Genomic DNA, 25,369 nt, shown 5'->3' with positions numbered 1-25,369 from the left:
GCGCTCGACCGGCACCGGACGCGGCTGCGCGAACTGACCGAGCGCCGCGGCCGGGCGGCGGCGGAGCGCGACGAGGCCGAGGCCGAGCTGACGGCGGCCGAGGCGGCGCTGGCGGCACTGCCCGACGGGACCGGGGTGGCGGCCGAGGTGGCGGCGCTTCAGGCCGACAGCGCGGCAGCGCGGGCACTGGTCAGCGACCGCAAGGCGCTGGCGGCGACGCGCGCCCGGGCGGTTGCCGGCGACCGCGACCGGCATCAGGCCGCGCAGAGCGAGGCGCGCGGCTGGCGCAGCCGCGCCGGCGATGCCGCGCGGCGGATCGCCGACATGGCGCGGCGCGACAGCGAACTGGCCGAGGAGCTGGCCGCGCTTGGCCCCCGGCCTGCCGCGCTCGAGGCCGAAATCGACCGTCTGGGCACGGCGCGGGCCGAGGCGGAGGCGGCGACCGGTGCGGCGCTGGCGGCACTGGACGCTGCCGAAGCGCGGACCCGTGCGGTCGAGGCGAAGCTGGCCGAGGCGGGCGAGGCGCTGGCGACCGCGCGGGAAGCGCGGGCAGGCGCAGCGGCGCGCGCCGAGGCGAGCGATCTGAGGCGGGTGGAAATGGGCCGGGTCTCGGGCGAGCGTTTTTCCTGCCCGCCGCCGGTGCTGCCCGAACGGGTGGGCTTCGCCTCGGCCGAGGTCGGCACGCCCGAGGCCGAATCGGCGCGGCACGACCAGCTGCTGCGCGACCGCGAACGCATCGGCCCGGTCAATCTGGTGGCCGAACAGGAGCTGGCCGAGCTGAGCGTCGCGCTCGACCGCATGACCGGCGAGCGCGACGAGCTGACCGAAGCGGTCAACCGGCTGCGCGGGTCGATCGGCAGCCTGAACCGCGAAGGGCGGGCGCGGCTGCTCCAGGCCTTTGCCGCCGTGGACGGGCATTTCCGGCGGCTGTTCACCCAGCTGTTCGGGGGCGGCGAGGCCTATTTGCAGCTGGTCGATTCGGATGATCCGCTGGAAGCGGGGCTGGAAATCATGGCCCAGCCGCCGGGCAAGAAGCTGGCCAGCCTGACCCTGTTGTCGGGCGGCGAACAGGCGCTGACCGCGGTCGCGCTGATCTTCGGCCTGTTTCTGACCAATCCGGCCCCGGTCTGCGTGCTCGACGAGGTCGATGCGCCGCTCGACGATGCCAATGTCGAGCGGTTCTGCGACCTGCTCGACGCGATGGCGGCGGGAACGGCGACCCGTTATCTGATCGTCACCCACAATGCGGTGACGATGAGCCGGATGCACCGGCTGTTCGGCGTGACCATGGTCGAACGCGGCGTCAGCCGGCTGGTGTCGGTCGATCTGGGCGCGGCCGAGGCCCTGCTCGCCGCTCAATAATCCGCCCCTCGATTTTGCGTCCCACCCGAAAGGAGCTGCCGTGACCGGCCCGACCATTTCCTTCCTGCTCTATCCCAATGTCACCCAGCTTGACCTGACCGGGCCGGCGCAGCTGTTTTCGCGCCTTCCGGGCGCGCGGATCGAGCTGGTGGCGGCCACGCCGGAGCCGGTGGCGACCGATTCGGGCTTTGCGCTGCTGCCCTCGGCGACATTTGCGACAGCGGCGCAGCCGGATATCGTCTGCATTCCCGGCGGCTTCGGCATCACCGGGGCGATGGAGGATGAGGCGGCGCTCGACTGGCTGGTGCGCGCCGCCCCCGGAGCCGAATGGGTGACGAGCGTGTGCGTCGGTTCGCTGATGCTGGGCGCGGCCGGGCTGCTTACCGGCTACCGCGCGACCTGCCACTGGGCGAGCCATGACTATCTGGCGGCATTCGGCGCGATCCCGGTGCGCGAGCGGGTGGTGTTCGACCGCAACCGCGTGACCGGCGGCGGGGTGACGGCGGGCATCGATTTCGCGCTGGCGCTGATCGCGCGCATCGCCGGCGACGATCATGCCCGGTTCGTGCAGCTGGGGCTGGAATATGATCCCGCCCCGCCCTTTGACGCCGGCACCCCGGAACGCGCCGCGCCGGAGATCGTCGCCCGTTACCGCGCGCTGGTCGACCAGACCGCGCCCGACCGGCCGCAGCGTTATCTGGCGGCGGCGGCGCGGCTGAAGGCGCGCCAGCAGGGCTGAGCAGCGGATACAAAAAAGGCGGGCCAGAGCGGCCCGCCTTTCTGTCTGTCGGTCGGATGCCGGATCAGGACTGGATCGGCGTCAGATTGACTGCGGCATATTTGCCGCGACGGTCGACCTCGAGTTCGAACTCCAGCCGGTCGCCTTCGTTCAGGCCCGCCATGCCGGCGCGCTCGACTGCCGAGATGTGCACAAAGGCATCGGGCTGGCCGTCATCGCGCTGGATGAAGCCGAAGCCCTTCATCGCGTTGAAGAACTTGACGGTCCCGCTCGCCTTTTCGCCGGTCAGCTGACGCTGCGGGCCGCCAGCGCCACGCGGCGCGGCGTCGCGCGGCGGAGCACGATCGGTCACGGGCAGCGGCTCGCCTTCGATCTTGAGGTCGGTCGCCGACACGCGCCCGCCACGATCAACGAGCGTGAAGCCGAGCGGCTGACCTTCGGCCAGGCCGGTCAGGCCGGCGCGCTCGACCGCCGAGATGTGCACGAACACATCCTCGCCGCCATCGTCGCGCACGATGAAGCCAAAGCCCTTCTGACCGTTGAAGAACTTCACGACCCCGGTGCCTTCGCCGATCACCTGGGCGGGCATGCCGCCGCGGCCGCCGCCAAAGCCCCCGCCACCGCCGCCGAAACCACCGCCGCCGCCGCCAAAGCCGCCGCCGCGCGGGCCGCCAAAGCCCCCGCCGCCACCACCAAAGCCGCCGCCGCCGCCGAAGCCGCGATCGCCAAAGCCGCCACGGTCGCCAAAGCTTTCAAAGCCCTCGTCGCCGAAACCGTCCCGCTTGTCCCTGCCACCGCGCTGACCGCGCCGCCCTCTGTCGAAACCCATGCCGTTCAAATCTTTCCCGGTTCGCCCACCAAAACCCGTCAGAACAGGCGCACCGGACGATGGCCGCTCGTTCTCAAGACGCAAAGCCATAGATGCGCCCAAGTTTTGCTATAGCCGAGATTCGCGCCCGCCGCGAACAAAATATCCACAGCCAGACACCGGCATGTTTCGGCCTGTCCGCAGCCACCGGGAAATCATCGCCGTCGAGACAAACAACAAGCGCGGATGCGCCCCCGGCGCTGCATTCCGCTGCCGCGGGGAAGGAGAAAGGCCGGGCGGGACCATCCCGTCCGCCGTCGGACAAAGGCGGCGGCCGTGCCGGCCCCGCCGAATCGGCGCGGCGATGCCGGGCCGCACGGCTATCGGCCATTGAGCGGCGGCCCCGACCGGCCTATGCGCAGGGCATGACCGTCCATTTCCACGAAGAAGACCTGCCCGCCGGTGTGCTCGCCGACGGCGCGATCGCTGTCGACACCGAGACCATGGGGCTGGTCACGCCCCGCGACCGGCTGTGCGTCGTCCAGATCAGCGACGGGCGCGGCGACGAGCATCTGGTGCGCTTCGGCCCCGGCTCCGATTATGCGGCCCCGGTGCTGCGGGCGGTGCTCGCCGATCCGGCGCGGCTGAAGCTCTATCATTTCGCGCGCTTCGATCTGGCGGCGATCCAGCATTATTTGGGCGTGGTTGCCGCCCCCGTCTATTGCACCAAGACGGCGTCGCGGCTGGTGCGCACCTATACCGATCGGCACGGCCTGAAAGAGCTGGTGCGCGAACTGCTCGGCCAGGACATTTCCAAGCAGCAGCAAAGCTCCGACTGGGGCGGCCCGGTGCTGAGCGAGGCGCAGTGCGATTATGCCGCGTCCGATGTGCGCTATCTGCATGCGCTGCGCGACGAGCTTGACCGCCGGCTGGCGCGCGAAGGGCGGACGGCGCTCGCCCAGGCCTGTTTCGACTTCCTGCCACACCGCGCCGCGCTCGATCTCGCCGGCTGGCCGGACATCGACATTTTCGCTCATGTTTGAGCAGCCATGTGATCGGGGCCGGCCCATATCCCGCCGGTCCGGTTCCAAGCGGCGCGGCGCGGCGCGTGTCTGAAGCCGCCGACCGCTCGCGCGACGCGCGCCGGCTATGGGCGCTGCCCGGCAGCAGCCATGACCGGCTGGTGCGGCTGCTGCAGGGCGGGCTGCCGGTGCTGATCGGCGCGCTGGTCGCGATCCTGTCGATCGCGCCGCTGACCGACAGCAACGAGCTGAGTTTCGTGCTCGACAAGAACCGGGTCGATGTCGCGCGCGAACGGATGCGCGCGACCGAGGCGCTCTATCGGGGCGAGGACAGCAAGGGTCAGCCTTTTTCGCTGCGCGCCGGATCGGCCGTGCAGGCGACGTCGCGCGAGCCGGTCGTGCGGCTGAGCGACCTGTCGGCGCGGCTGCTGATGCGCGACGGCCCGGCGGTGCTCGAGGCGGACCGGGCGCGCTATGACATGCAGAAAGAGACCGTCGCCGTCGAAGGGCCGGTGACCTTCCAGTCGGCCGATGGCTATCGGCTGGCGACGCGCGACGTCGATGTCGATCTGAAGGGCCGCACCCTCGCCAGCCGGGGTGCGGTTGACGGCCGGATGCCGATCGGCACGTTCGGCGCGGCGCGGCTGAGCGCCGATCTCAATGCCCGGATCGTGCGGCTGGAAGGCGGCGCACGCTTGCACATCACCCAGGGTCGGGCCAGAGGAGCGCGATGACGATGTTCGCCCGTATCTGTGCGACGCTGGCCCTGGCGCTGGCCGGCCCCGCCGCCGCCCAGGCGCTGCGCGGCCACAACACCGCTGCCCCCGTCGATGTCGAGGCCGACAGGATCGAGGTGCAGGACCGCGCCGACCGCGCGGTGTTTGCCGGCAATGTCCGCGTGCGCCAGGGCGATCTGTCGCTCGACGCCGCGCGGCTGACCATCGCCTATGACCGGCAGGGCGGCGATGGCCTGCAGATCGAGCGGCTCGACGCCGCCGGCGGCGTCACCGTGCGCAGCCCCAGCGAGACGGCGCGCGGCCAATATGCGATCTATGACCTCAACCGGCGGCAGATCACGATGCTCGGCGGTGTTACGCTTAACCAGGGGGCGAACACCATTCGCGGCGGGCGGCTGGTGATCGATCTCAACAGCGGGCGCGCGAGCGTCGACGGTGCCGCGGCCCCGGGCGCGACGACCGGCCGGGGCGGCCGCGTCACCGGGCGATTCACCGTGCCGCAGCGCCAGGACAGCCCGCAGCCGCCGCGCTGACCCCGGTCCCCGCATCGGGCCGGCCCGGCGTCGGCCTGGCCGCCATGCACAAAGCTTGCCAAGCGCCGTTTCTTCACCAATCATCAACCGCGACCTGCGATCGCCCGGAGCCGGCATGACCGAACTCGTCCACCCCGAAGCCGCCCGATCCGATGCCGCCCCGGCGGCGGAATCCGCCCCGGCGGGCGGGCTGGCCGTGGTGTCGATCGCCAAGGCCTATGACCGGCGCACCGTGCTGTCGGATGTGTCGCTGTCGGTCGCGCGCGGCGAAGTGGTCGGGCTGCTCGGCCCCAATGGCGCGGGCAAGACGACCTGCTTCTATTCGATCATGGGGCTGGTGAAGCCCGATTCGGGGCGCATCCTGCTCGACGGGCAGGACATTACCGGCCTGCCAATGTATCGCCGCGCGATCCTGGGGCTGGGCTATCTGCCGCAGGAAACCTCGATCTTTCGCGGGCTGAGCGTTGAACAGAATATCTCCGCCGTGCTCGAACTGGCCGAGCCGGACAAGGATGCGCGCGCCGCCCGGCTGGAAACGCTGCTCGACGAATTCGGGCTGGCGCGGCTGCGCGGATCGCCGGCCATGGCGCTGTCGGGCGGGGAAAGGCGGCGCTGCGAGATTGCCCGGGCGCTGGCCGCCGATCCGTCGATCATCCTGCTCGACGAGCCTTTTGCCGGCATCGACCCGATTTCGATCTCCGACATTCGCGATCTGGTCAAGCAGCTGAAACAGCGCGGGATCGGCGTGCTGATCACCGATCACAATGTCCGCGAAACGCTCGACATCGTCGACCGCGCCTGCATCATCTATGATGGCCGGGTGCTGTTTGCGGGCAGCCCCGAGGCGCTGGTCGCCGATGCCAATGTCCGCCGCCTGTATCTGGGCGAGGGCTTCGCGCTGTAGCGGCGGGCATGGCGCTTTCCCCCCGCCTCGACCTGCGCCAGTCGCAATCGCTGGTGATGACGCCGCAGCTGCAGCAGGCGATCAAGCTGCTGACGCTGTCCAACCTCGAGATCGAAAGCTTCATCGCCGGCGAGCTGGAGCGCAATCCGCTGCTCGGCACCGATGAACAGGAGCGCGGCGATCAGGGGCGGGGCGAACAGGCGCGCGGGGACGGCGATGGCAGCTGGGGCGATGCCGGGGGTGACGAGGACTGGAGCGAGGGGAGCGGACCCGGTGAGCCGGTGACCGCCGACCGGCTGATCGCGCATGGCGACGGCATTGCCGATACGCCGCTCGACGTCGATCTGGTCGCCGAGACATTTCACCATGACGGGCCGGCCGATGCCGCGCCGGACCGGGGCGACGGAGCCGGGGCGGGCGATGGCGCCATGCCCGACTGGGAACCGTCGCTGGGCGGCGGCGACGGCGGCGGGGCCGCGAGCGCGGACGGTCCGGATTTCGACAGCTTTGCCGCGCCCGCCGCATCGCTTGGCGATCATCTGCTTGCCCAGGCCGGCCAGTGCCTGTCGGGCACCGACCTGGCGATCGCCACCCATCTGATCGACCTGATCGACGAGGCGGGGTATCTGCGCGCCGCGCTGCTCGATATCGCGCAGCGGCTGGGCGTTCCGCTGGCGGCGGTCGAACGGGTGCTGGGCGTGATCCATGGCTTCGACCCGACCGGGGTGGGGGCGCGCAGCCTGGCCGAATGTCTGGCACTGCAGGCGCGCGAGGCCGACCGTTACGATCCGGCGATGGCGCGGATGATCGACAATCTCGACCTGCTCGCGGCCGGCAAGCTCGCCCAGCTCAAGCGCATCTGCGGGGTGGATGACGAAGATCTGGCCGACATGATCCGCGAGCTGCGCGGCTATGATCCCAAGCCCGGCCTCAGGTTCGACGGCGCGCGGGTGGAGGCGGTCAGCCCCGATCTGTTCGTCGCCCGGCGCGGCGAGGGCTGGGCGATCGAGATCAACGGCGCGACCCTGCCCCGGCTGCTCGTCGACCGGCATTATTATGCCGAGCTGTGCGCGGGGGCGAACAAGGCATCGCGCGCCTGGCTGGGCGAACAGCTGCAAAGCGCCAACTGGCTGATCAAGGCGCTCGACCAGCGCCAGCGCACGATCATCAAGGTCGCGACCGAAATCGTGCGCCGCCAGGAAGGGTTTTTCCAGAAAGGCGTCGCGCATCTGCGCCCGCTGACGCTGCGTCAGGTCGCCGAGGCGGTCGGGCTGCACGAATCGACGGTCAGCCGCGTCACCTCCAACAAATATCTGAGCTGCGCGCGCGGGCTGTTCGAACTCAAATATTTCTTCACCAGCGCGATCCAGGCGGCCGATGGCGGCGAGGCGGTGTCGGCCGAGGCGGTGAAGACCGCGATCCGCACGCTGATCGCCGCCGAACAGCCCGATGCGATCCTGTCCGACGACACGCTGGTCGACATGCTGCGCGAACGCGGCTTCGACATCGCGCGGCGCACGGTCGCCAAATATCGCGAGGCGCTGGGAATCGGATCATCCGTGCAGCGCCGGCGGCAAAAGGCGCTCGGCATGCGCGCCGCCTGAGGGGCGGGTTTACCAGGTTGAAGGATTAACGGGGGCATGATCGACCGCGCCTAATCCTGGGGACCGGCCATCATGACCAAGTTCAGCCGCAATTGCAGCCTTGTGACCCTTGCCCTCGCTCTGGCCGCCTGCGGAGGCGGCGGGGGTGGTGGCGGCGTCGGCTCGGCGGGTTCGGCCCCGCCCGCACCGGCTCCTGCGCCCGCACCAGCACCGGCTCCTTCGCCGGCCCCTGCTCCCGCACCCGCGCCTGCACCGGCTCCCTCGCCTGCCCCGGCGCCCAGCCCGTCGCCGGCTCCTGCACCTGCGCCCGCGCCCGCGCCGGCCCCCGCTCCTGCTCCTGCTCCTGCTCCTGCTCCGGCTCCGGCTCCGGCTCCGGCCCCGGCCCCGGCGCCCACCACCAACACCACGCTCACCAATCTTCAGGTCAGCGAGACCTTCGCCGCCGCCGGCGGCCGCATTCAGGCGACCTTGGGCGCGACCGGCAACAGCGGCATCACCGGCACGCTGTCCGACGCCGGCACCGGCGTCAGCCTGGCCTATGACGCGGCGACCGGCGGCTATACGATCCGCGACGCGACCGGGGCGAGCACCAGCTTCCTACCCGCCAATCGCGAGGCGACGACCGCCCCCGGCCGGTCGGATGCGGTGGCGACCGTCTATTCCAAATCCAGCGGCAGCCGCGACGACGAACTGGTGCTGTTCAATCCGGGCAGCGGCAACACCCAGCTTGCGCTCACCTATGTCAGCTATGGCGCGTGGCAGGCGCTGACCGACAATGGCGCGACCTCGACGCTGGCCACCCAGTATTTCGTGTTCGGGGTGCGCCAGTCGCCGACCCAGCCGAGCACCGGCTCGGCCAGCTACACGACCAAGCCCGACGGGCTGTGGGTGACGCCGAACGGCGTCTATTCGCTGTCGGGCACCAGCAGCTTCACCGCCAATTTCTCGGCGATGACGGTGTCGACCCAGCTCAATCTCACCGGCACGCTCGCCACCGACAGCGCGACGACGCGCAGCCTGGGCACGTTCAACGGCACCGGCACCATCGCCGCGCTCGGCGGCGGCTTTTCGGGCAGCTTCACCCAGTCGGGCACCGATGCCGGGGGCAACACGTATAGCGGCGGCTTTACCGGCGCGTTTTTCGGCCCGCAGGGGCAGGAAGTCGGCTATAGCTTCCGCCTGACCGGCACCGGCGGGACGGCGGTGGGCGCCGTCGTCGGCCGGGGCAACTGAGCGCGGACAGGATCCGGGCAGACAGGGAGGGCATGATGACGGTCGCCGCGCGGCGCGCGCTGCACGTCATCGTCCTTGTGGCGCTGGGGCTGGCCCTCAACGCCGGGCTGCCCGCCCGCGCCGCCGACACCGATCCGCCCTGCGAAGCGGCGCGCGGCTGTGCCTCCGGGCTCAGCGCGGCGCAGGTGTTCGCGGTTGCCGAGGCTCAGGCGGCGGCCGGCCGGGTCGCCGCAGCCGAAACGCTGCTGCGCGGGCTGACCCGCGATCCCGATAGCGACATCCGCGCCGAGGCGCGCTTCCGCCTGTCGGTGCTGGCGGAGGCACGCGGCGACCGTGCCGGCGCGATTGCCTGGCTGAAAGAGCTGATCGACGAAAAGCCCGGCGCGCCGCGCCCGCGGCTGGAACTGGCACGGCTGCTGGCGCTGGCCGGGGACGAAGCGGGCGCGCGCCGCGAGCTGCGCCGCGCCGGGGCGGCCGGCCTGCCCGAAGATGTCGCGCGCGTCGTCGACCGGTTCGCGCTGGCGCTGCGCTCCAGCCGGCCGATCGGCGGGGCGTTCGAACTCGCCCTCGCCCCCGATTCCAACATCAACCGCGCGACCAGCCTGCAAAGCGTCGACACGGTGGTCGCACCGCTGGTGCTCAGCCCCGATGCACGCGCGCGCTCGGGCATCGGCGTGTCGCTGTCGGGCCAGGGCTTTGCCCGCATCGCCCTGTCCGACACGGTCGAATGGCTGAGCCGTGTGTCGGCGCGCGGCGATCTCTATGGCCGGTCGCAGTTCAACGATGTGGTGCTGACGCTCGCCACCGGGCCGGAGCTGCGCGCCGGGGGCACAAGGCTGCGCCCGGCGCTGGTCGGCACCCGCCGCTGGTTCGGCGGCGCGCGCTTTTCCGATGCGGTCGGCGGCTCGTTCAACCTGTTGCGGCCGCTCGACCGGACCAGCCAGATCGAGGCCGAGCTGACGCTGCTCGACAGCCGTTTTCCGCTGATCCCGGCGCAGGACGGGCTGCTCGCCGATCTCAACATCGCCTATGACCGCGCCTTCTCGCCGCGCTTCAGCGGGCGGGTGGGCGCGCGGATCACCCGGCAGGAGGCGCGCGAGGCCTTCCTCGCCAACCGCACGGTCGCGTTCGACCTGCTCGCCTCGCGCGCGTTCGGCAAGCAATTGCTGTTCCTGCAGGCGGTGGGCAGCCGGCTGCAGGGCGATGCCCGCGACCCGCTGTTCGGCGCGGTGCGGCGCGACACGCGGATCGACCTGACCGCCGGGCTGATCCTGCGCCGCTTCACCCTGCACGGGCTGGCACCGCTGATCCGCATCACCCGCACGTCGAGCAGCTCGACCATCCCGATCTTCGACTTCAACCGCACCCGTGTCGAGTTCGCCCTGTCGCGCGAGTTCTAGAGCATTTTAAAGCCGGGGGAGGCACTGGCTGCCCCCCCCCTCACACCGGCAGCGCGGTCGTCGCCTTGATTTCCGACAGCGCGACCACCGAGTTGATTTCCTGCACCCCCGGCACGCGGCTCAGCCGGTCGAAGAAAAAGCGTTCATAGGCGTCGACATCCTCGACGACGATCTTGAGCAGGAAATCGACCGTGCCCATCAGCACATAGCATTCGAGCACTTCGGGATAGTCGCGGATCGCGGCGCTGAACTCCTCCAGATTGGCGCGGCCGTGCGAGTTGAGCTTCACCTGCGCGAAGATCTGCGCCTTCAGCCCCAGCGCCTGCCGGTCGAGCAGCGCGACGCGGCGGCGGATCAGCCCGTCTTCGGTCAGCCGCTGCACCCGCCGCCAGCAGGGCGAGGTCGACAGGCCGACCCGCTCCGCCAGCTCGGCCATCGACAGGCCGGCATCCTGTTGCAGCTCGCGCAGGATCTTGCGGTCGAACGCATCAAGGTCCGGCATATTGTTCCCCAATATCGATGATCCTTGGCATGGTTTTGCGCAGAAAATGCCGATCCGCACAAGATAGGCAAGAAGATGCGGATGATTTTGGCGATGATTTGCCCACCCCCTCCTGCCCGAGTCGCTACCATGGCCCATCTGTCCGCTGCCACCCACGCCCCGCATGAAGCCGTCCATCTGATCGAGGATGCCGAATCGGGCCTGAAGGGCGTGATCGCCATTCATTCGACCGCGCTTGGCCCGGCGGCGGGCGGGTGCCGGCTGTGGCACTATGCCGATGACGCCGCGATGCTGGCCGATGCGCTGCGGCTGGCGCGCGGCATGAGCTACAAGAACGCGCTGGCCGGCCTGCCCTTTGGCGGCGGCAAGGCGGTGATCCGCATGCCCGCCGCGCTGGCCGGCCGGGCGCGGCTGTTCGCCGCCTTTGGCCGCGCGGTTGCCGCGCTCGACGGCGCCTATGTGACGGCCGAGGATGTCGGCACGACGACCGCCGACATGGCAGAGGTGCGCGCGCGGACCCGGTTCGTCGCCGGGCTGCCCGCGCGCCCCGGCCAGGCCGGGGGCGATCCCAGCCCGTGGACGGCCCTGGGCGTGTTCGTGGCGATGGAGGCGGCGGCGCGCAGCCTGGCGCGCGGGCCATCGGGCCTGTCCGGGCTGCGGGTGGCGGTGCAGGGCGTCGGCCAGGTCGGCGCGGCGCTGTGCGCGCTGCTGCACGGGGCGGGCGCAAAACTGGTCGTCGCCGATGCCGATGCGGCACGGGCGGCGGCGGTCGCCGCGCGCTTCGGCGCAAGCACCGTGCCGCCAGAGGCGATCATCGCCGCCGATGCCGATATCTTCGCGCCGTGCGCGCTCGGCGGCACGCTCGACCGCGACGGCATTGCCGCGCTCAACGCCCGGCTGGTGTGCGGCGCGGCCAACAACCAGCTGGCGACGCCCGAGGATGGCGCGCGGCTGGCCGAACGCGGCGTGCTTTATGCCCCCGATTATGTCGCCAATGCCGGCGGAATCATCAATGTCGCCGCCGAATATCTGGGCGAGGCCGCCGACGCGGTCGAGGCGCGGGTGCGCGCCATCGGCCCGCGCATGGCGCTGATCCTTGCCCGCGCGGCCGAATGCGGCGCGACGCCGGTCACGGTCGCCGATGCGATGGCCGAGGCGGTGATGGCCGAAGGCCGGGTCGGGCTGAACAGGACCGGAATCGCGGCGTGACCGGGGCATCGGCACGGCTCAGTATCCTTGCCACCGCAGACGCCGGAACGCCGGCGCGGCTGCTCGACCAGCTCGCCCAGCGCGCGATCCTGCCGCGGGCAATGACGATGGCGCGGCGGGGCGACATGGTGCAGCTGGATGTCCAGCTCGACCCGATTGCGGATCAGGCGCTCGACCTGCTCGCCGAGCGGATGCGGGCGCTGATCGTGGTCGCCGAGGTGCGCGTGACCCGCAACCACGCCCTCCCCGCCAGCCGGCACCGCCCGGCCGACCTGCCCGGCCGCGCGCGTCAAGACAGGCTTTGCCGGGCCGCCCCAAGCGCGAATCCCCTTGTTCGCGAAACGCGTTCCTAGCTAGAGGGCGGAGTCTTGCGGGCGCATGCCCGGCCTGTCAGCGGGAGAAGAATGTGATGCGTGCCGATCTGGGTCTTGCGGCGCGGCCCGGTGCCGCCCTGGCGGAGCGCGCGGCATGAGCGGGCAGACCGGATCTGCGGCGGCCCCCGTGCCGGCCGCGCTCGAGCCGACCGGCGCACTCAGCGTCGAGACCGTGCAGACCGTGCATCACTGGGATGACCGGCTGTTCAGCTTCCGCATCACCCGCCCGACCTCGTTCCGCTTTCGCTCGGGCGAGTTCGTGATGATCGGCCTGCCCGGCGACAATGGCAAGCCGCTGCTGCGCGCCTATTCGGTCGCCAGCCCGGCCTGGGACGAGGAGCTGGAGTTCCTGTCGATCAAGGTCGAGAACGGCCCGCTGACCTCCCGGCTCCAGCACATCCAGCCCGGCGACCAGATCTATCTCGGCCGCAAGCCGACGGGCACGCTGGTGACCGACGCGCTCAAGCCCGGCAAGCGGCTGTTCCTGCTGTCGACCGGCACCGGCCTGGCACCGTTCATGAGCCTGATCCGCGATCCCGACGTCTATGAGCTGTATGACCAGATCCTCGTCGCCCATTCGGTGCGGCGGGTGTCGGAACTGGCCTATTTCGACCTGCTCGAAGGCAAGCTGACCGGCGATCCGCTGGTCGAGGATCAGGCGCGGGCGCAGTTCCATTACCTGCCGACGGTGACGCGCGAGCCGTTCCGCACCAGCGGGCGCATCGGCGCGCTGATCGACAATGGCGCGATCTTTGCGGGGCTTGACGGCCCGGCCGCGTTCGACCCGGCGACCGACCGGGTGATGCTGTGCGGCAGCATGGAGATGATCAAGGAGTTCGCCGCCCGGTTCGACGCGCTCGGCTTTGTCGAAGGCTCGAACGCCGCGCCCGGCGATTATGTGATCGAACGCGCCTTTGTCGGCTGACTGAAGCGCCCGGGCGGGGGTTTTTGGCGCGCCTCGCGGCGCGGGGGGCGTTGTTTGTTGCGCGCCTCGCGGCGCGGGAGCGGCACCGGCCCGCACCCCCACCCGGCCTCCCATAGCGTAACCTGCCGTTGGGAGGCCGGGTGGAGGTGCGGGCCGGTGCCGTTCTTGCCAGCTAGGCCGTTTTCCCCCGATCACACGTCCAGATTGGCGACGCTCAGCGCATTTTGCTGGATGAACTCGCGGCGCGGTTCGACGACATCGCCCATCAGCCGGGTGAAGATCTCGTCGGCCAGATCGGCCTGGGCAATCTCGACCTTGAGCAGCGACCGGTTTTCCGGATCGAGGGTCGTTTCCCACAATTGCTCGGCATTCATTTCGCCCAGCCCCTTGTAGCGCTGGATCGACAGGCCCTTGCGCCCGGCGGCGAGCACGGCTTCGAGCAGTTCCGACGGGCGGGTGACGGCAATGCCGCGGCCATCGACGGGCGCGGCATCATCGCCCTCTTCCGCCGCCGCCGCACGCACCGAAACGAGCCGCGACGGTTCGCGATAGCTGTCGGCCTGTTCGGCCGCGAGCGCGTGGAGCTTGCGCGCTTCTGCCGAGCCGAGAAACGCCGGTTCGATCAGATGATGGTCGGTCACGCCGCGCCACAGCCGTTCGAGGTGATAGCCGCCCTCGGCCGCCACCCGGCCGCTCCACCGCGCCTCGGGATCGCCGCGGTCGAGCCAGGCGGCGACCCGGACGATCGCCCCGCCGCGATCGACCAGATCGGGGGCGAGCGCGCCGCCCAGCGCCAGCGCCTCGATGATCGCCGGATCATAGCGGCGCGGCGCATAGGCCATCAGCATCCGCATCCGCCGCGCATGTTCGACCAGCTGGCGCAGATCGGCCCCGGCGCGGGCGCCATCCACGGTGTCGAGCCGCATCGCCTCGATGCCGTTGTCGATCAGATAATCGTCGAGCGCGGCATTGTCCTTCACATAGGTCTCCGACCGGCCGCGCGCGACTTTGTAGAGCGGCGGCTGGGCGATGTAGAGATGCCCGCCGGCGATGATTTCGGGCATCTGGCGGTAGAAGAAGGTCAGCAGCAGCGTGCGGATATGGGCGCCGTCGACATCGGCGTCGGTCATGATGATGATCTTGTGGTAGCGCAGCTTGTCGAGCTTGAAATCATCGCGCCCGATGCCGGTGCCGAGCGCCTGGATCATCGTGCCGATTTCCTTGGACGACAGCATCCGGTCGAACCGCGCCCGCTCGACGTTCAGGATCTTGCCTTTGAGGGGCAGGATCGCCTGATAATGGCGGTCGCGCCCCTGCTTGGCCGAGCCGCCGGCGCTGTCCCCTTCGACCAGGAACAGTTCGGACTTGGCGGGATCGCGCTCCTGACAGTCGGCCAGCTTGCCGGGCAGCGAGGCGATGTCCATCACCCCCTTGCGCCGCGTCAGCTCGCGCGCCCGGCGCGCCGCCTCGCGCGCGGCGGCGGCGTCGATCACCTTCTGGACGATCGACCGCGCATGCTGGGGATTTTCCTCCAGCCATTCGTCGAGCTTGTCGGCCATCAGCTGTTCCATCGGCTGGCGCACTTCGGAACTGACCAGCTTGTCCTTGGTCTGCGAGCTGAACTTCGGATCGGGCAGCTTGACCGACACGATCGCCGTCAGCCCTTCGCGCATGTCGTCGCCGGTCAGGCTGACCTTTTCCTTTTTGAGCAGGCCCGAGCGTTCGGCATAGCCGTTGAGCGTGCGGGTAAGCGCCGCGCGGAACGCCGCCATATGGGTGCCGCCGTCGCGCTGCGGGATGTTGTTGGTGAAGGCGAGGACGTTCTCGTAATAGCTGTCATTCCATTCGAGCGCGATGTCGATGCCGATGGCATCGCGCTGCCCGGAAATGGCGATGGGATCGGGAAACAGCGGCGTCTTGGCGCGGTCGAGCCATTTCACGAACGCGGCGATGCCGCCTTCATAATAAAGCTCATGCTCCACCCGCTCGGCATGGCGGGCATCGACCAGCTTCAGCCGCACGCCCGAGTTCAGAAAGGCGAGTTCGCGGTAGCGATGCTCGAGCTTGTCGAAATCGAACTCGGTGATCTTGAACGTGGCGGGCGAGGGCAGGAAGGTCACGCGCGTGCCGCGCTTGCCGGCGGGCGCGTCGGCGACCACCTTGAGCGGGGCTTCGGCATCGCCGTGGCGGAAACGCATGAAATGTTCGCGCCCGTCGCGCCAGATCGTCAGGTCCAGCCATTCGCTGAGCGCATTGACCACCGACACGCCGACGCCGTGCAGGCCGCCCGACACCTTATAGGCATTGTCGTCGGACGTGTTCTCGAACTTCCCCCCGGCATGGAGCTGGGTCATGATGACTTCGGCGGCCGACACGCCTTCTTCGGCGTGGATATCGGTCGGGATGCCGCGGCCATTGTCCTCGACCGACACCGAACCGTCGGGGTTGAGCTGGATCAGGATCAGGTCGCAATGCCCGGCCAGCGCCTCGTCAATCGCATTGTCCGACACCTCGAACACCATGTGGTGAAGGCCCGAGCCGTCGTCGGTGTCGCCGATATACATTCCCGGGCGCTTGCGGACCGCGTCCAGGCCCTTCAGCACCTTGATCGAATCTGCGCCGTAGCTGTTGTCATTGGGGGTCGTTGCCATGGCGAGGATATAGGGAATCAGGCCCCCGAACGAAAGCAAAATGGCCCGGCCGGGCGATTGTGGCGGGGGCGGCCGCGCGCTACGCTCTGCGCCTGCAAAACGGGGAGGGACTGGCGATGCGCAAGACCATGGTTCGGGGGCTGGGCCGGAGACTGGGCTGGGTGCTGGGTGGCGGGCTGGCCGCGCTGCTCGCCGCAGTCGCGGCACCCGCCGCGCCGGCGGGCGATGCGGCAGGCGATGCCGCCGGCCAGGCGCTGACCGCGCGCCGCGCCGCATTCCGCATGTCGGCGGTCACCTTCGGCGCGCTGCGCGCAATGGGCGAAAGCGGCGACATCAGCCGCGCCGCCTTCCCCGCCAGCGGGCTGGCACTCTGGGCCAAGGCGCTGCCCGGCAGCTTCCCGGCCGGATCGAACCTTGAAGGCAGCGACGCACTGCCGCTGATCTGGTCGGACCGGGCCGGGTTCGTCGCGGCGGCCGCCGCCTATCAGGCGGCGACGGCGCGACTGGAAAGCGCGGCCAAGGCGGGCGATGTGCCCGGATACCGCGCGGCGCTGGCCGAAACCGGCAAGTCCTGCGGCGCCTGCCACGACCGCTATCGCAAGCCGCAGCCTAAATAATCCGGCCAGATAATCCGGCCCGACAGGCCGTCCGTCAGGCGGGGCGGACGGCGACGATAGCGTCGATTTCGACCGCGGCCCCCAGCGGCAGCGCCGGCACGCCCACCGCGCTGCGCGCATGGCTGCCCGCCTCGCCGAACACATCGGCCATCAGCGTCGATGCGCCATCGGCGACCTTGGGCTGATCGGTGAAGCGCGGATCGGAGGTCACGAACACGCCAAGCTTGACGATCCGCTCGACCCGGTCGAGCGAGCCGAGCGCCTTGGCGATCTGGGCGAGCAGCATCACGCCGCACAGCCGCGCCGCCTCGCGCCCGCGCTCGACATCCAGATCCTCGCCCAGCCGGCCGGTCACGACCTCGCCGCCGCGAAACGGCAGCTGGCCCGACACATAGAGAAACCCGCCCGCCTCCACGGTCGGCACATAGGCGGCGACCGGGGCGGCCGGGACCGGCAGTTTCAGGCCCAGTTCCTTCAGGCGATCATCGATGCTCATGCATGAGGCTCCATCATTTCGTCGGTGAAATCGGTATTCGCGGCCGGCGCGATCCCCAGCCGCGCGGCGATCCACGGCGCGGCCTCGCGCCAGCAATCGATGCGCGCATGGGCAAAGGGCGCGGGCGGCAGCAGCGGGGCCAGCGCCGCCTCGGCAACCATGTGCAGCCGGTGGACGTCGGGCGCATGGCCGGCGACCGATTCGTGATGCACGGCCAGATCGTCGACGAACACGGCGGCACTCGGCCCATATTCGTCGAGCAGCCGCGCAACCGGCGCGCCCTTGCCGCCCTGATTGCAGACGACGCGGTGGCGGATGCCGACCGCCTCAAGCTGGCGCACCCGCCCCTGATGATGATGGTCGCCCAGATTGGTGAGCACGACGATGTCGGCGCTGGCGGCGATCATGGTCAGCGTCTCGCGCGCATGCGGCACCGGCGTCTGGCGGTGCATTTCGGTGACGAAGAAACCGTCGAGCAGCGGCCAGATCTCGGCCGGTGCAAGCGTGCTGCCGCAGGCGCGGCGCGTGAGCGCGTGGGCAAACTCGCTGCCCAGCGCGAAATCAATGTCGTGCGCCTCGCCCAGCCAGTCGCCGAAATGGCGGACCATGTGCAGCAGCACCTCGTCGCAATCGGTGATCAGCAGCGGCCGGCTCATCGCTCCAGCTCCCGCCGCGCGGCGACCAGATCGGCGGGATCGACGCCGAGCGCGCTGGCGCAGCCGAGCAGATCCGGCTCATGCCCCTCAAGGAACGCAAGCGCGGCGGCCAGACAGGTCGGGTCGCCCAGCCGCGCGCGCAGATCGGCGGGCGACAGGCCGGTCAGGGCGAGCAGCCGTTCGGCGCGGTCGCCATCGTCCAGCACCCAGGCGAGAGCGCTCAGACCGAGCGTCTGCGCATCGCGATTTGTTTCAACCGGTTGCATCGTCTATGAACCTGACAGGGGGCGAGAAGAAAGCGGGGCACTGGTGCCGAAGAAAGTCCTTGTTGTCGAGGACAACGAGCTCAATCTCAAGCTGTTCTGCGATCTGCTCAGGGCGCATGACTATGTCGCCGAAGCGGTCCGGGACGGCCGGGAAGCGGTTGCCCGGGCGCGGGATTTTGCGCCCGATCTGGTGATCATGGACATTCAGCTGCCGCATGTCAGCGGGCTGGAGCTGATCGCGACGCTGAAAGCCGACGAGCAATTGCGGCCGATCCCGATCATGGCGGTCACCGCCTATGCGGCCAAGGGCGATGAGGAACGCATCCGCGCGGCGGGGGCGGAGGCCTATGTGTCCAAGCCGATCTCAGTGATCCGCTTCGTCGAAAGCGTGGGCGCGCTGGTCTGAGCCCGCGCGCAAAGCGCCCCGCAGGCGGCAGGTCGCCGGCAAGCAGCAGTCAGGGAATGGCGCGGAAGAGGCGGCGAAGTCGCCGGCCGTATGCCATGGCGACCCTTGGCGCGGCGCTTCCCGGCTGGCCTTGCAGCCGGGGAAAACGGGTGCGGGCACGGAGCAGAGTGCGGTCGTCGAATCGCCGCACAGCACCGATATGGGCGGCTGAACGCCGCACAGCACCAAATGCGGGCGGCTTGCCGCCGCACGGCATCAAAAGCGGGCGGCTTGCCGCCGCCCGGTGCCCGATTACTTGATCTTGGCTTCCTTGAACTCGACATGCTTGCGCACGACGGGATCATATTTGCGGAAGCTCAGCTTTTCCGTCTGGGTGCGCGGATTCTTCTTGGTCACGTAGAAGAAGCCGGTGTCGGCGGTGCTGACGAGCTTGATCTTGACGGTGGTCGGCTTGGCCATGACCGGTGAACCTTCATGAACTGGAAAAAGAAAAGCGGCGTCGCCGCCGCTCCCATCGGTGGGCGCTCATGCGCGAGGGCGGGCGATGAGTCAAGGCCCCCGGATTTCGCCCCAGGGTTGCGGGCCGGGGACTGACGGCCCGTCCGGCTTAACGCCTCCTTCACGCTCGCGCGCGAGGATTTGCGCCGCGGACGCCGCCACCCGGACTCGCCACAGCGGGCCGGCGCGGCGCGGAGAGAGGATGGGACACGGATGAGCGGACTGGATCAGGCCTGCGCCCGCATCTGCGCAGAGATTGACGGACTGGCCGGCATCGCCGGGCGGGTGGCGCCGGCATTGCTGTGCGCGCGAATCGACGGCATCCGCCGCGCCGCGCGCGATTACGGCCTGCACCCGGTCGCCGATCTTGCCCATGCGCTGGAAAATGCCGTGGCCACCGGCAGCGCGCGCGGGCTGGTCGGCGATTATCTGGACCTGATGCGCGAGGCGGCACGGTGCGGGCGCACCGACCGCGAGGCGAGCCAGGCCTATCTGGCCGCCGCGCAGGTGCGGCTGAACTGACCGGGCCGGGTCGGCGCAGCACGGTTTTTTTGGCGCGGCCTGCCACCTTTGCCTTGCCGCCTCGTTGTCCAGCCATCATTTCCTGCCACCATGTCCTGATCGCAACGAGGAGGCACCGATGGCGAAAGTGGCTGGCGACCTGAAGACCCCGACCGACCTGGCGAGCAACGCCACCAAGAGCGTGGCCGATGCGCTCAACAGCGTGCTGGCCGATGCCTTTGCGCTGTATCTCAAGACCAAGAACTTCCACTGGCACGTCTCCGGCCCGCATTTCCGCGACTATCACGAGCTGATGGACATGCAGGCGAGCGAGATCCTGGCCGTCACCGACGACATTGCCGAGCGGGTGCGCAAGATCGGCAACACCACGCTGCGGTCGATCGGCGACATTGCCCGCCGCCAGACCATTGCCGACAATGATGCCGAGTTCGTCACCCCACAGGACATGCTGGCCGAGCTGCGCGACGACAATCTGAAGCTCGTCCAGCAGATCCGCGCCGCGCGCGAGGCGGCCGAGACCGCGGGCGACACCGCGACCAGCAGCATGGCCGATGACTGGATCGACCAGGCCGAGAAGCGCGCCTGGTTCCTGTTCGAAACCGGCCGGGGCGGCTGACCCCGGCCCCGACCCGCGCCATGGGCATGACCGGCGGGCCGTGGTTGCATTTCGCGCCCGCCTCGGTTATGCGCCCGCGCTTCGCGATCGAAGGGACTGCCCGGCCGGAATGGGCTGCCGCGGCCGTCCGCAATCGTCGAATAACGTAGAAAGGACGAAAATGCCCAAGCTCAAGACCAAGAGCGGTGTGAAGAAGCGCTTCAAGCTCACCGCGACCGGCCTGATCAAGCATGGCGTGGCGGGCAAGCGTCACCGGCTGATCAGCCACAACGCCAAGTATATTCGCCAGAATCGCGGCACCTCGGTGCTGTCGGACGCCGACACCAAGACCGTCAAGGCTTGGGCGCCCTACGGCCTGAAGTAAGGAGGACCCGACATGGCACGAGTGAAGCGTGGCACGACCACGAAGCTGAAGCACAAGCGGATTCTTGATCAGGCGAAGGGCTATTATGGCCGTCGCAAGAACACGATCCGCATCGCGCGCCAGGCCGTCGAAAAGGCCGGCCAGTACGCCTATCGCGACCGCAAGGTGAAGAAGCGCAGCTTCCGCGCGCTCTGGATCCAGCGCATCAACGCGGCGGTCCGCGCCGAAGGCCTGACCTATGGCGTGTTCATGCACGGCCTGAAGCTGGCGAACATCGAACTGGACCGGAAGGTGCTGGCCGATATCGCGATGCACGAAGGCGATGCGTTCAGCGCGATCGTCGCGCAGGTGAAGGCGGCGCTGCCGGAAGGCGCGCGCGTCGCCGCCTGATCCCGCGCAAGGGATCGGCAACCGACCGGATCGGGCCGGGGCAGCGATGCCCCGGCCCTTTTCATGTCACCAGCGGAAAAAGCCGATCACCATGTCGACCACCCGGCCGGACCGGATGTCGACCAGCAGCACATCGTCATAATAGCGGATCCAGCGATAGGCGCCCCAGGCCGGCGGCAGCCGATAGGCGAACGGATCGGCCAGCCAATAGCCGCGCCCGAAAATCGGCGGCGCGATGATCAGCCCGGGGCGGAAACGGCGATAGCCATGCGCCCAGCCCGGCGGCGGCACATAGCGCGGCGGGCGCACGCCGCCATGGCGCGCGCGCCAGCCCTGCCAGTCATAGCGCCGGTCCTGCCGCCAGCCGGGGTTCCAGTCGCGGCGGTCGCCCTGAAAGCGGCCTGAATCCCAGCCGTCCCCCGGCCCGCGACCGTCGCGCCGCCCATCATCCTGCCAGTCCCCACGCCCATCCAGACCCCGCCCATCGCCATCGCCGCGCTGATCGGCGCGGCGGCGGTCGCCGGAGCCGCGCTCGGGCTCCCGCCAGCCGGGCGTCGTCCGCTCACCCCGGCGGGGTCGTTCCCAGCCACGCGGACCATCGCCACGATAGCGCTGCCAGTCGCGGCCAAGCGAATCGCGGCCCAGCGGGTCGGGACCGGACGCACCGGGCGCGCGCTCAATCACGCCGGTGTCCATGGTGGCGGGCGGCGGCTGGTCCTGGGCGGCGGCGGGGACCGGCAGCAGGGCCAGCCCGGCCATCGCGATCAGCGGCATGCGCATCGACATCCTCCTTCATCCGCGCAGCTGTGCGGGCATCATCGCGGACACAGACTGGCCGATTGCCGATGAAGGCAAGGTGAAGCGCGCGGCGCGGGAACCGGATCAGCGCGGGGGCGTCAGCGCCGGCACGGCGGCGGCGGCATCGGCCGGATCGATGCCGGGCGGCGGCAGCGCGGACACCGTCTCGGCACCGCTTGCGATCCGCCCGGCCAGGCGGACCGCCTCGCGCAGCCGCGGATAGATGCCGCACCGGCAGATATTGGTGATCGCGGCATCGATTTCCGCATCGGCGGGGGCCGGATTGCGGCGGATCAGCGCGGCGGCCGCCATCACCATGCCGGGAATGCAGAAGCCGCACTGGCTGACGCCCAGCGCGGCAAATGCCTGCTGCACCGGGTGGCTGCGGTCGCGCGACAGCCCTTCGATGGTGGTGACGAACCGCCCCTCGCATGCCGCGATCGACACCCGGCAGCTGGCCACCGCCGCGCCGTCGATATCGACGATGCACGCCCCGCATTCGCCGGTGCCACAGCCGAATTTGGTGCCGGTCAGGTTCGATGCGTCGCGCAGCGCCCAGAGCAGGGGCGTCTGCGGATCGAGTGCATAGCTGACCGGCTGGTTGTTGACGGTGAAGCGCGTCACCCGGTCACTCGCGCCAGCTGGTGTCGATGCGGTCGACCAGCCGGACCATCGCGGCGAAATCGGCCTTGCCCGGCCCGCCGGGGATCTGGACCTTGGACAGGTCGCGCTGGTGCACGGCCACCACCTCGTCGGGGATGCGCATCGCCTGCCCCATCGACAGCGTCGCCAGCTGGATCTCGCACGCGCGCTGCAGCGACCAATGTTTGATGAACGCTTCTGGCAGCGTGCGGCCCATCACCAGAATGCCGTGATTTTCAAGGAACATCACCCGCTTTTCGCCGAGGTTGCGGAGCAGCCGTTCCCCCTCTTCGCCGCGCACCGTCACGCCTTCGAACGGGTGATAGGCGATCTGGCCGATAAAGTTGCAGGCGTAGAAATTCACCGGCTGCAGCCCGCCTTCAAGCGCGCTCACCGCCATGCCCGCCGTCGTATGGGTGTGGATGATGCAGTGCGCATCGTGCAGGTGCCGGTGGAACACGCTGTGCTGGGTGAAACCGGCGAGATTGACCGGATAGGGATTGTCATCGAGCTTGTTGCCGTCAATGTCGATCTTGACAAGGTTCGACGCCTTCACCTCGCTGAAATGCAGGCCGAACGGGTTGATCAGGAACGCCCCGTCCTCATCCGGCAGCTTCACCGTGATGTGGTTGTAGATCATCTCGTCCCAGCCGAGCATCGCGAAGACCCGGTAGCAGGCGGCCAGTTCCTGCCGCGCTTCCCATTCCGCCGCGCTCATGTCCGGACGCGTCTTGATCGCCGTCGCCATCCTGCCTCTCCCTTTCTCTGTAACACTGAGTATCGCACGGAAGCGCGCCCGCCTTCAACGGATGCCGGCAAGGAACCCCCGGCGGCGTTCGCGAGTCCTGAAGCAAGTAGGCGCGGCGGCCATCATCCACCGGCCGCCGGCAAAGGGAGGACCGGACATGAACCTCATTCTGTGGCTCGTCATCGGCGGGGTGATCGGCTGGCTGGCGAGCATCGTCATGCGCACCGACGCCCAGCAGGGCATCCTGCTCAACATCGTCGTCGGCATTGCCGGCGCGTTCATCGCCGGGCTGGTGCTGGCCGGGGGCACGATCAACAACAACGATTTCTCGCTGAGTTCGCTGGTCGTGTCGTTTCTGGGCGCGGTCGCGCTGCTCGCGATCGTCAATCTCGTCCGGCGCGGCAGCGTGCGCTGAGCATGAAGCTCAGCGCAGCTCGAACCTGACCTGCAAGGTCACGCCAAGCGTCTGTTCGCCGGGCATCACCTTCGTTTCGGCGGCGGACGCATCCATGCGCATGGCGGTGACCGGGATCGGCCGGCCCGGATCGCCGCCTTCGCGAATCGCCACGATCCGGTGCACGGTCAGCCCGGCGGCTTCGGCATAGAGGCGCGCGCGGGCGCGGGCCGCCGCCACCGCGTCACGGCGCGCGGCATCGAGCGCGGCTGCCGGGTCGGCGACGGTCAGATCGGGACCGCTGATCTGGTTGATGCCGTTCGCCACCAGCGTGTCGAGCACCGCGCCGGCGCGGGCGATGTCGCGCAGCCGCACCGACAGGCTGTTGACCGCGCGGTAGCCGGTGATGACCGGCGGCCGGTTGTCGGCATAGCGATATTGGGGCTGCAACGAGACCTGTTCGGTGCGGATATCGGCATCCGCGACGCCCGCGCGCGCCAGCGCCGCAAGCACCGCGGCCATCTGCTGGCTGTTGGTGCCAAGCGCCGTGCGCGCATCGGCGGCCTCGGTCACCACCCCGGCCCCGATCACGGCCAGATCGGGGCGCATCCGCGCCTCGCCCCGCGCTTCGATGTCGAGCACCGTTCCCGTGACCGGCGCGGCTGCCGGGATCGCAGGCTGGGCCAGCAGCGGCTGGACGAGCAGCGGCACCGCCAGCAGCGGAAGGGCAAGAACGGGAAGGAACAGGCGCATGCGCGTCTCCGGGATCAGATGGGCCGTCATTCAAGCCCGCGGGCGCTAAACCGGGGCTGAACGACGGGCCGGAGACACGCGGTCAGGGCGCGCGCAGGCGCAGCACCAGCCGGTAACCGACGACCAGCGCCAGCGCGCCGCACGCGGCGCAGGCGCCGCTCGCCAGCGGCGTCAGCGCCGGGCCGAGCATCGACAGCACCAGCGCCCCGCCGCCCACCGCCCCGGCAATGCCGAGCAGCAGCGCGACCACGAAACCGCCGGGATCGCGGCGACGCAGGATCAGCGTGACAAGCAGGCCGGACACCAGCCCGACCGCGATCCACAGAAACAGATCCCTTTCCAACGCGGCCCTTTCCTCCCGCCTCGCGCCGCACGCCCGGGCGACGCGCACAGTTCAGCCGCCGCAGCGGCAAAGGCAAGCCCGGATGCGGCGAACCGCCCGTGCGGCCCGGCGCAATTTCGGCATCCGACGCGTCCGGGCACCCGCGCGGGACGTAGCTGCGACCGGCAGCGTCCCGCGCTTGCGGATTCGGCTCTTGAGGCAGGTGACTTATTAGGATAATACAGCGGCGTTTTCCAGGACCGCTGCTGCGGAAGGTTTGAGCTGATGAACTACGAAACGAACGTCCTGTCGCAGGATGTGGGCCAGCAACTGATGGACGCGGGCGCACGGCGCCGGCGCGCATTGGTGATCGGGATTGTGGTCGTGCTGGTCGCGGTCATCGGCGCCTATATGCTGTTCGGGCGTGGCGGCAACGCGCCGCCAGCCGCGACCAAGGGCGGCAAGGCCGAAGCCCCTCATGTCTCGGTGATCGTGCCCGCGCGCCAGCCGGTGGCGCGCACGGTATCGGCGACCGGCCAGCTGGCCGCACGGCGCGAAATGCCCGTGGGCGTGGTGGGCGAAGGCGGCATGGTGCAGCGCGTGCTGGTCGAGCCGGGCGAGTGGGTGGCCGCGGGCGCGGTGCTCGCGGTGATCGAGCGCGCCGTGCAGGCGCAGCAGAACGAATCGCTCGCCGCGCAGGTCGGCGTGGCCGAGGCCGATGCCCGGCTGGCCGACAATGAACTGGAGCGCGCGCGCCAGCTCGTCGCCCGCGGCTTCATCTCGCAGGCCGATGTCGACCGGCGCACCGCGACCCGCGATGCCGCGCTGGCCCGCGTCCGGGTGGCGCGCGCCCAGCTGGCCGAGGCGCGGGCGCGCAC

At 69.8% G+C, this 25,369-nt stretch carries 32 protein-coding genes; 20 read left to right on the top strand and 12 right to left on the bottom strand.

Annotated features, from left to right (window positions below):
- Both OPU66_RS12555 and OPU66_RS12550 read left to right on the top strand, forming a co-directional pair.
- Nucleotides 1-1,362: coiled-coil domain-containing protein (locus OPU66_RS12555; protein WP_498553991.1), on the top strand; the 1,362-nt coding region annotated here is incomplete at its 5' end.
- A 40-nt stretch (nt 1,363-1,402) separates the two neighbouring features.
- Nucleotides 1,403-2,101, top strand: coding sequence for a DJ-1/PfpI family protein (locus tag OPU66_RS12550; protein WP_498553990.1), 699 nt, complete (start codon nt 1,403-1,405; stop codon nt 2,099-2,101).
- Nucleotides 2,102-2,165: 64 nt separating this feature from the next.
- On the opposite strand, the gene OPU66_RS12545 is transcribed toward OPU66_RS12550, so the two are convergent.
- On the bottom strand, nt 2,166-2,930 hold the full coding sequence (locus tag OPU66_RS12545) for a cold-shock protein (protein WP_498553989.1): 765 nt from the start codon (nt 2,928-2,930) through the stop codon (nt 2,166-2,168).
- Between the two features lie 404 nt (nt 2,931-3,334).
- Between OPU66_RS12545 and OPU66_RS12540 the strand changes: the two genes are divergently transcribed.
- The 7 genes from OPU66_RS12540 (at nt 3,335) to OPU66_RS12510 (ending at nt 10,342) form a co-directional block, all read left to right on the top strand.
- Nucleotides 3,335-3,952, top strand: a complete 618-nt coding sequence (locus OPU66_RS12540) for a ribonuclease D (protein ID WP_498553988.1) — start codon at nt 3,335-3,337, stop codon at nt 3,950-3,952.
- 65 nt (nt 3,953-4,017) lie between these two features.
- Nucleotides 4,018-4,665 (top strand): LPS export ABC transporter periplasmic protein LptC, encoded by a 648-nt coding sequence (locus OPU66_RS12535; RefSeq protein ID WP_498553987.1) that lies wholly within the window; start codon nt 4,018-4,020, stop codon nt 4,663-4,665.
- Nucleotides 4,662-5,201 carry an LptA/OstA family protein gene (locus tag OPU66_RS12530; protein WP_498553986.1) on the top strand — a complete coding sequence of 180 codons (540 nt, stop codon included), beginning with the start codon at nt 4,662-4,664 and terminating at the stop codon, nt 5,199-5,201. Before OPU66_RS12535 ends, OPU66_RS12530 begins: the two co-directional genes overlap by 4 nt.
- Nucleotides 5,202-5,316: 115 nt before the next feature.
- The gene (lptB, locus tag OPU66_RS12525; protein ID WP_498553985.1) at nt 5,317-6,105 is read left to right on the top strand and encodes an LPS export ABC transporter ATP-binding protein; all 789 of its coding nucleotides are present in this window, start codon (nt 5,317-5,319) and stop codon (nt 6,103-6,105) included.
- Between the two features lie 8 nt (nt 6,106-6,113).
- Nucleotides 6,114-7,709, top strand: a complete 1,596-nt coding sequence (gene rpoN / locus OPU66_RS12520) for an RNA polymerase factor sigma-54 (protein WP_498553984.1) — start codon at nt 6,114-6,116, stop codon at nt 7,707-7,709.
- A 72-nt stretch (nt 7,710-7,781) separates the two neighbouring features.
- Entirely contained in the window at nt 7,782-8,942 is a 1,161-nt protein-coding gene (locus OPU66_RS12515; RefSeq protein ID WP_498553982.1) for a transferrin-binding protein-like solute binding protein, read from the top strand.
- A 32-nt stretch (nt 8,943-8,974) separates the two neighbouring features.
- Nucleotides 8,975-10,342, top strand: coding sequence for a tetratricopeptide repeat protein (locus OPU66_RS12510; RefSeq protein WP_498553981.1), 1,368 nt, complete (start codon nt 8,975-8,977; stop codon nt 10,340-10,342).
- A gap of 40 nt (nt 10,343-10,382) precedes the next feature.
- Here OPU66_RS12510 and OPU66_RS12505 read toward each other — a convergent pair whose 3' ends face one another.
- Nucleotides 10,383-10,844, bottom strand: coding sequence for an Lrp/AsnC family transcriptional regulator (locus OPU66_RS12505; RefSeq protein WP_498553980.1), 462 nt, complete (start codon nt 10,842-10,844; stop codon nt 10,383-10,385).
- Between the two features lie 129 nt (nt 10,845-10,973).
- On the opposite strand from OPU66_RS12505, the gene OPU66_RS12500 reads away from it, so the two are divergent.
- The 3 genes from OPU66_RS12500 to OPU66_RS12490 all read left to right on the top strand — a co-directional run bounded on the left by OPU66_RS12500 (nt 10,974) and on the right by OPU66_RS12490 (nt 13,352).
- Nucleotides 10,974-12,053 (top strand): Leu/Phe/Val dehydrogenase, encoded by a 1,080-nt coding sequence (locus tag OPU66_RS12500; RefSeq protein WP_498553979.1) that lies wholly within the window; start codon nt 10,974-10,976, stop codon nt 12,051-12,053.
- Nucleotides 12,050-12,406 carry an ACT-like domain-containing protein gene (locus OPU66_RS12495; RefSeq protein WP_498553978.1) on the top strand — a complete coding sequence of 119 codons (357 nt, stop codon included), beginning with the start codon at nt 12,050-12,052 and terminating at the stop codon, nt 12,404-12,406. The genes OPU66_RS12500 and OPU66_RS12495 overlap by 4 nt, the downstream gene beginning before the upstream one ends.
- 115 nt (nt 12,407-12,521) lie before the next feature.
- Entirely contained in the window at nt 12,522-13,352 is an 831-nt protein-coding gene (locus OPU66_RS12490; RefSeq protein WP_498553977.1) for a ferredoxin--NADP reductase, read from the top strand.
- 191 nt (nt 13,353-13,543) lie between these two features.
- On the opposite strand, the gene gyrB is transcribed toward OPU66_RS12490, so the two are convergent.
- Nucleotides 13,544-16,003 (bottom strand): DNA topoisomerase (ATP-hydrolyzing) subunit B, encoded by a 2,460-nt coding sequence (gene gyrB / locus OPU66_RS12485; protein WP_498553976.1) that lies wholly within the window; start codon nt 16,001-16,003, stop codon nt 13,544-13,546.
- A gap of 116 nt (nt 16,004-16,119) precedes the next feature.
- Between gyrB and OPU66_RS12480 the strand changes: the two genes are divergently transcribed.
- Entirely contained in the window at nt 16,120-16,620 is a 501-nt protein-coding gene (locus OPU66_RS12480; protein ID WP_498553975.1) for a c-type cytochrome, read from the top strand.
- 34 nt (nt 16,621-16,654) lie between these two features.
- Here OPU66_RS12480 and OPU66_RS12475 read toward each other — a convergent pair whose 3' ends face one another.
- Genes OPU66_RS12475 through OPU66_RS12465 form a run of 3 tightly spaced genes read right to left on the bottom strand, consistent with a single transcriptional unit; the run spans nt 16,655 to nt 18,038 of the window.
- Nucleotides 16,655-17,116: a RidA family protein gene (locus OPU66_RS12475; RefSeq protein WP_498553974.1), complete on the bottom strand. Its 462-nt coding sequence runs from the start codon at nt 17,114-17,116 to the stop codon at nt 16,655-16,657.
- On the bottom strand, nt 17,113-17,772 hold the full coding sequence (locus tag OPU66_RS12470) for an HAD family hydrolase (protein WP_498553973.1): 660 nt from the start codon (nt 17,770-17,772) through the stop codon (nt 17,113-17,115). The genes OPU66_RS12475 and OPU66_RS12470 overlap by 4 nt, the downstream gene beginning before the upstream one ends.
- Nucleotides 17,769-18,038, bottom strand: a complete 270-nt coding sequence (locus tag OPU66_RS12465) for a DUF3572 domain-containing protein (RefSeq protein ID WP_498553972.1) — start codon at nt 18,036-18,038, stop codon at nt 17,769-17,771. The genes OPU66_RS12470 and OPU66_RS12465 overlap by 4 nt, the downstream gene beginning before the upstream one ends.
- A gap of 43 nt (nt 18,039-18,081) precedes the next feature.
- On the opposite strand from OPU66_RS12465, the gene OPU66_RS12460 reads away from it, so the two are divergent.
- Nucleotides 18,082-18,444, top strand: coding sequence for a response regulator (locus OPU66_RS12460; RefSeq protein ID WP_160591710.1), 363 nt, complete (start codon nt 18,082-18,084; stop codon nt 18,442-18,444).
- Between the two features lie 291 nt (nt 18,445-18,735).
- Here the strand turns inward: OPU66_RS12460 and rpmG are convergent, their stop codons facing one another.
- Nucleotides 18,736-18,903 carry a 50S ribosomal protein L33 gene (gene rpmG, locus OPU66_RS12455; RefSeq protein WP_066571778.1) on the bottom strand — a complete coding sequence of 56 codons (168 nt, stop codon included), beginning with the start codon at nt 18,901-18,903 and terminating at the stop codon, nt 18,736-18,738.
- 252 nt (nt 18,904-19,155) lie between these two features.
- Between rpmG and OPU66_RS12450 the strand changes: the two genes are divergently transcribed.
- The 4 genes from OPU66_RS12450 (at nt 19,156) to rplT (ending at nt 20,834) form a co-directional block, all read left to right on the top strand.
- On the top strand, nt 19,156-19,464 hold the full coding sequence (locus tag OPU66_RS12450; protein ID WP_498553971.1) for a hypothetical protein: 309 nt from the start codon (nt 19,156-19,158) through the stop codon (nt 19,462-19,464).
- Nucleotides 19,465-19,582: 118 nt separating this feature from the next.
- On the top strand, nt 19,583-20,080 hold the full coding sequence (locus tag OPU66_RS12445; protein ID WP_498553970.1) for a Dps family protein: 498 nt from the start codon (nt 19,583-19,585) through the stop codon (nt 20,078-20,080).
- A 160-nt stretch (nt 20,081-20,240) separates the two neighbouring features.
- Nucleotides 20,241-20,444: a 50S ribosomal protein L35 gene (gene rpmI, locus OPU66_RS12440; protein ID WP_160591714.1), complete on the top strand. Its 204-nt coding sequence runs from the start codon at nt 20,241-20,243 to the stop codon at nt 20,442-20,444.
- Between the two features lie 12 nt (nt 20,445-20,456).
- Entirely contained in the window at nt 20,457-20,834 is a 378-nt protein-coding gene (gene rplT / locus OPU66_RS12435; protein WP_160591716.1) for a 50S ribosomal protein L20, read from the top strand.
- Nucleotides 20,835-20,900: 66 nt separating this feature from the next.
- Here the strand turns inward: rplT and OPU66_RS12430 are convergent, their stop codons facing one another.
- From OPU66_RS12430 to OPU66_RS12420, 3 genes are all read right to left on the bottom strand, one after another.
- Complete coding sequence (locus OPU66_RS12430; protein ID WP_498553969.1) at nt 20,901-21,614, bottom strand: RcnB family protein; 714 nt, start codon at nt 21,612-21,614, stop codon at nt 20,901-20,903.
- Nucleotides 21,615-21,716: 102 nt separating this feature from the next.
- Nucleotides 21,717-22,256: a (2Fe-2S)-binding protein gene (locus tag OPU66_RS12425; RefSeq protein ID WP_498553968.1), complete on the bottom strand. Its 540-nt coding sequence runs from the start codon at nt 22,254-22,256 to the stop codon at nt 21,717-21,719.
- Between the two features lie 4 nt (nt 22,257-22,260).
- A complete protein-coding gene (locus OPU66_RS12420; RefSeq protein WP_498553967.1) occupies nt 22,261-23,022 on the bottom strand; it encodes a class II aldolase/adducin family protein in 762 nt (253 codons plus the stop codon).
- 157 nt (nt 23,023-23,179) lie between these two features.
- Here OPU66_RS12420 and OPU66_RS12415 point away from each other — a divergent pair, with 157 nt between their 5' ends.
- Nucleotides 23,180-23,437: a GlsB/YeaQ/YmgE family stress response membrane protein gene (locus tag OPU66_RS12415; RefSeq protein ID WP_498553966.1), complete on the top strand. Its 258-nt coding sequence runs from the start codon at nt 23,180-23,182 to the stop codon at nt 23,435-23,437.
- A 9-nt stretch (nt 23,438-23,446) separates the two neighbouring features.
- On the opposite strand, the gene OPU66_RS12410 is transcribed toward OPU66_RS12415, so the two are convergent.
- Both OPU66_RS12410 and OPU66_RS12405 read right to left on the bottom strand, forming a co-directional pair.
- Nucleotides 23,447-24,199, bottom strand: a complete 753-nt coding sequence (locus OPU66_RS12410; protein WP_498553965.1) for an SIMPL domain-containing protein — start codon at nt 24,197-24,199, stop codon at nt 23,447-23,449.
- A gap of 52 nt (nt 24,200-24,251) precedes the next feature.
- On the bottom strand, nt 24,252-24,512 hold the full coding sequence (locus tag OPU66_RS12405) for a GlsB/YeaQ/YmgE family stress response membrane protein (RefSeq protein WP_498553964.1): 261 nt from the start codon (nt 24,510-24,512) through the stop codon (nt 24,252-24,254).
- Between the two features lie 264 nt (nt 24,513-24,776).
- Here OPU66_RS12405 and OPU66_RS12400 point away from each other — a divergent pair.
- On the top strand, nt 24,777-25,369 hold a 593-nt coding region (locus OPU66_RS12400), incomplete at its 3' end, for an efflux RND transporter periplasmic adaptor subunit (protein ID WP_498553963.1).

It is taken from the genome of Sphingomonas sp. URJC2, from assembly GCF_059803575.1.
The sequence above is the reverse complement of the archived record's forward strand: the minus strand, read 5'-3'. Positions and strand labels throughout refer to the sequence as shown.

Excerpts from the sequence above, each read along its gene's own strand:
- OPU66_RS12430 (WP_498553969.1), bottom strand. The coding sequence starts at position 21,614 with ATGCGCATGCCGCTGATCGCGATGGCCGGGCTGGCCCTGCTGCCGGTC.
- rpmG (WP_066571778.1), bottom strand. The coding sequence starts at position 18,903 with ATGGCCAAGCCGACCACCGTCAAGATCAAGCTCGTCAGCACCGCCGAC.
- lptB (WP_498553985.1), top strand. The coding sequence starts at position 5,317 with ATGACCGAACTCGTCCACCCCGAAGCCGCCCGATCCGATGCCGCCCCG.
- OPU66_RS12420 (WP_498553967.1), bottom strand. The coding sequence starts at position 23,022 with ATGGCGACGGCGATCAAGACGCGTCCGGACATGAGCGCGGCGGAATGG.
- OPU66_RS12415 (WP_498553966.1), top strand. The coding sequence starts at position 23,180 with ATGAACCTCATTCTGTGGCTCGTCATCGGCGGGGTGATCGGCTGGCTG.
- OPU66_RS12530 (WP_498553986.1), top strand. The coding sequence starts at position 4,662 with ATGACGATGTTCGCCCGTATCTGTGCGACGCTGGCCCTGGCGCTGGCC.
- OPU66_RS12510 (WP_498553981.1), top strand. The coding sequence starts at position 8,975 with ATGATGACGGTCGCCGCGCGGCGCGCGCTGCACGTCATCGTCCTTGTG.
- OPU66_RS12545 (WP_498553989.1), bottom strand. The coding sequence starts at position 2,930 with ATGGGTTTCGACAGAGGGCGGCGCGGTCAGCGCGGTGGCAGGGACAAG.
- OPU66_RS12410 (WP_498553965.1), bottom strand. The coding sequence starts at position 24,199 with ATGACGGCCCATCTGATCCCGGAGACGCGCATGCGCCTGTTCCTTCCC.
- rpmI (WP_160591714.1), top strand. The coding sequence starts at position 20,241 with ATGCCCAAGCTCAAGACCAAGAGCGGTGTGAAGAAGCGCTTCAAGCTC.
- rplT (WP_160591716.1), top strand. The coding sequence starts at position 20,457 with ATGGCACGAGTGAAGCGTGGCACGACCACGAAGCTGAAGCACAAGCGG.
- OPU66_RS12505 (WP_498553980.1), bottom strand. The coding sequence starts at position 10,844 with ATGCCGGACCTTGATGCGTTCGACCGCAAGATCCTGCGCGAGCTGCAA.
- OPU66_RS12515 (WP_498553982.1), top strand. The coding sequence starts at position 7,782 with ATGACCAAGTTCAGCCGCAATTGCAGCCTTGTGACCCTTGCCCTCGCT.
- OPU66_RS12500 (WP_498553979.1), top strand. The coding sequence starts at position 10,974 with ATGGCCCATCTGTCCGCTGCCACCCACGCCCCGCATGAAGCCGTCCAT.
- OPU66_RS12470 (WP_498553973.1), bottom strand. The coding sequence starts at position 17,772 with ATGAGCCGGCCGCTGCTGATCACCGATTGCGACGAGGTGCTGCTGCAC.
- rpoN (WP_498553984.1), top strand. The coding sequence starts at position 6,114 with ATGGCGCTTTCCCCCCGCCTCGACCTGCGCCAGTCGCAATCGCTGGTG.
- OPU66_RS12445 (WP_498553970.1), top strand. The coding sequence starts at position 19,583 with ATGGCGAAAGTGGCTGGCGACCTGAAGACCCCGACCGACCTGGCGAGC.
- OPU66_RS12475 (WP_498553974.1), bottom strand. The coding sequence starts at position 17,116 with ATGAGCATCGATGATCGCCTGAAGGAACTGGGCCTGAAACTGCCGGTC.
- OPU66_RS12490 (WP_498553977.1), top strand. The coding sequence starts at position 12,522 with ATGAGCGGGCAGACCGGATCTGCGGCGGCCCCCGTGCCGGCCGCGCTC.
- OPU66_RS12465 (WP_498553972.1), bottom strand. The coding sequence starts at position 18,038 with ATGCAACCGGTTGAAACAAATCGCGATGCGCAGACGCTCGGTCTGAGC.
- gyrB (WP_498553976.1), bottom strand. The coding sequence starts at position 16,003 with ATGGCAACGACCCCCAATGACAACAGCTACGGCGCAGATTCGATCAAG.
- OPU66_RS12450 (WP_498553971.1), top strand. The coding sequence starts at position 19,156 with ATGAGCGGACTGGATCAGGCCTGCGCCCGCATCTGCGCAGAGATTGAC.
- OPU66_RS12480 (WP_498553975.1), top strand. The coding sequence starts at position 16,120 with ATGCGCAAGACCATGGTTCGGGGGCTGGGCCGGAGACTGGGCTGGGTG.
- OPU66_RS12540 (WP_498553988.1), top strand. The coding sequence starts at position 3,335 with ATGACCGTCCATTTCCACGAAGAAGACCTGCCCGCCGGTGTGCTCGCC.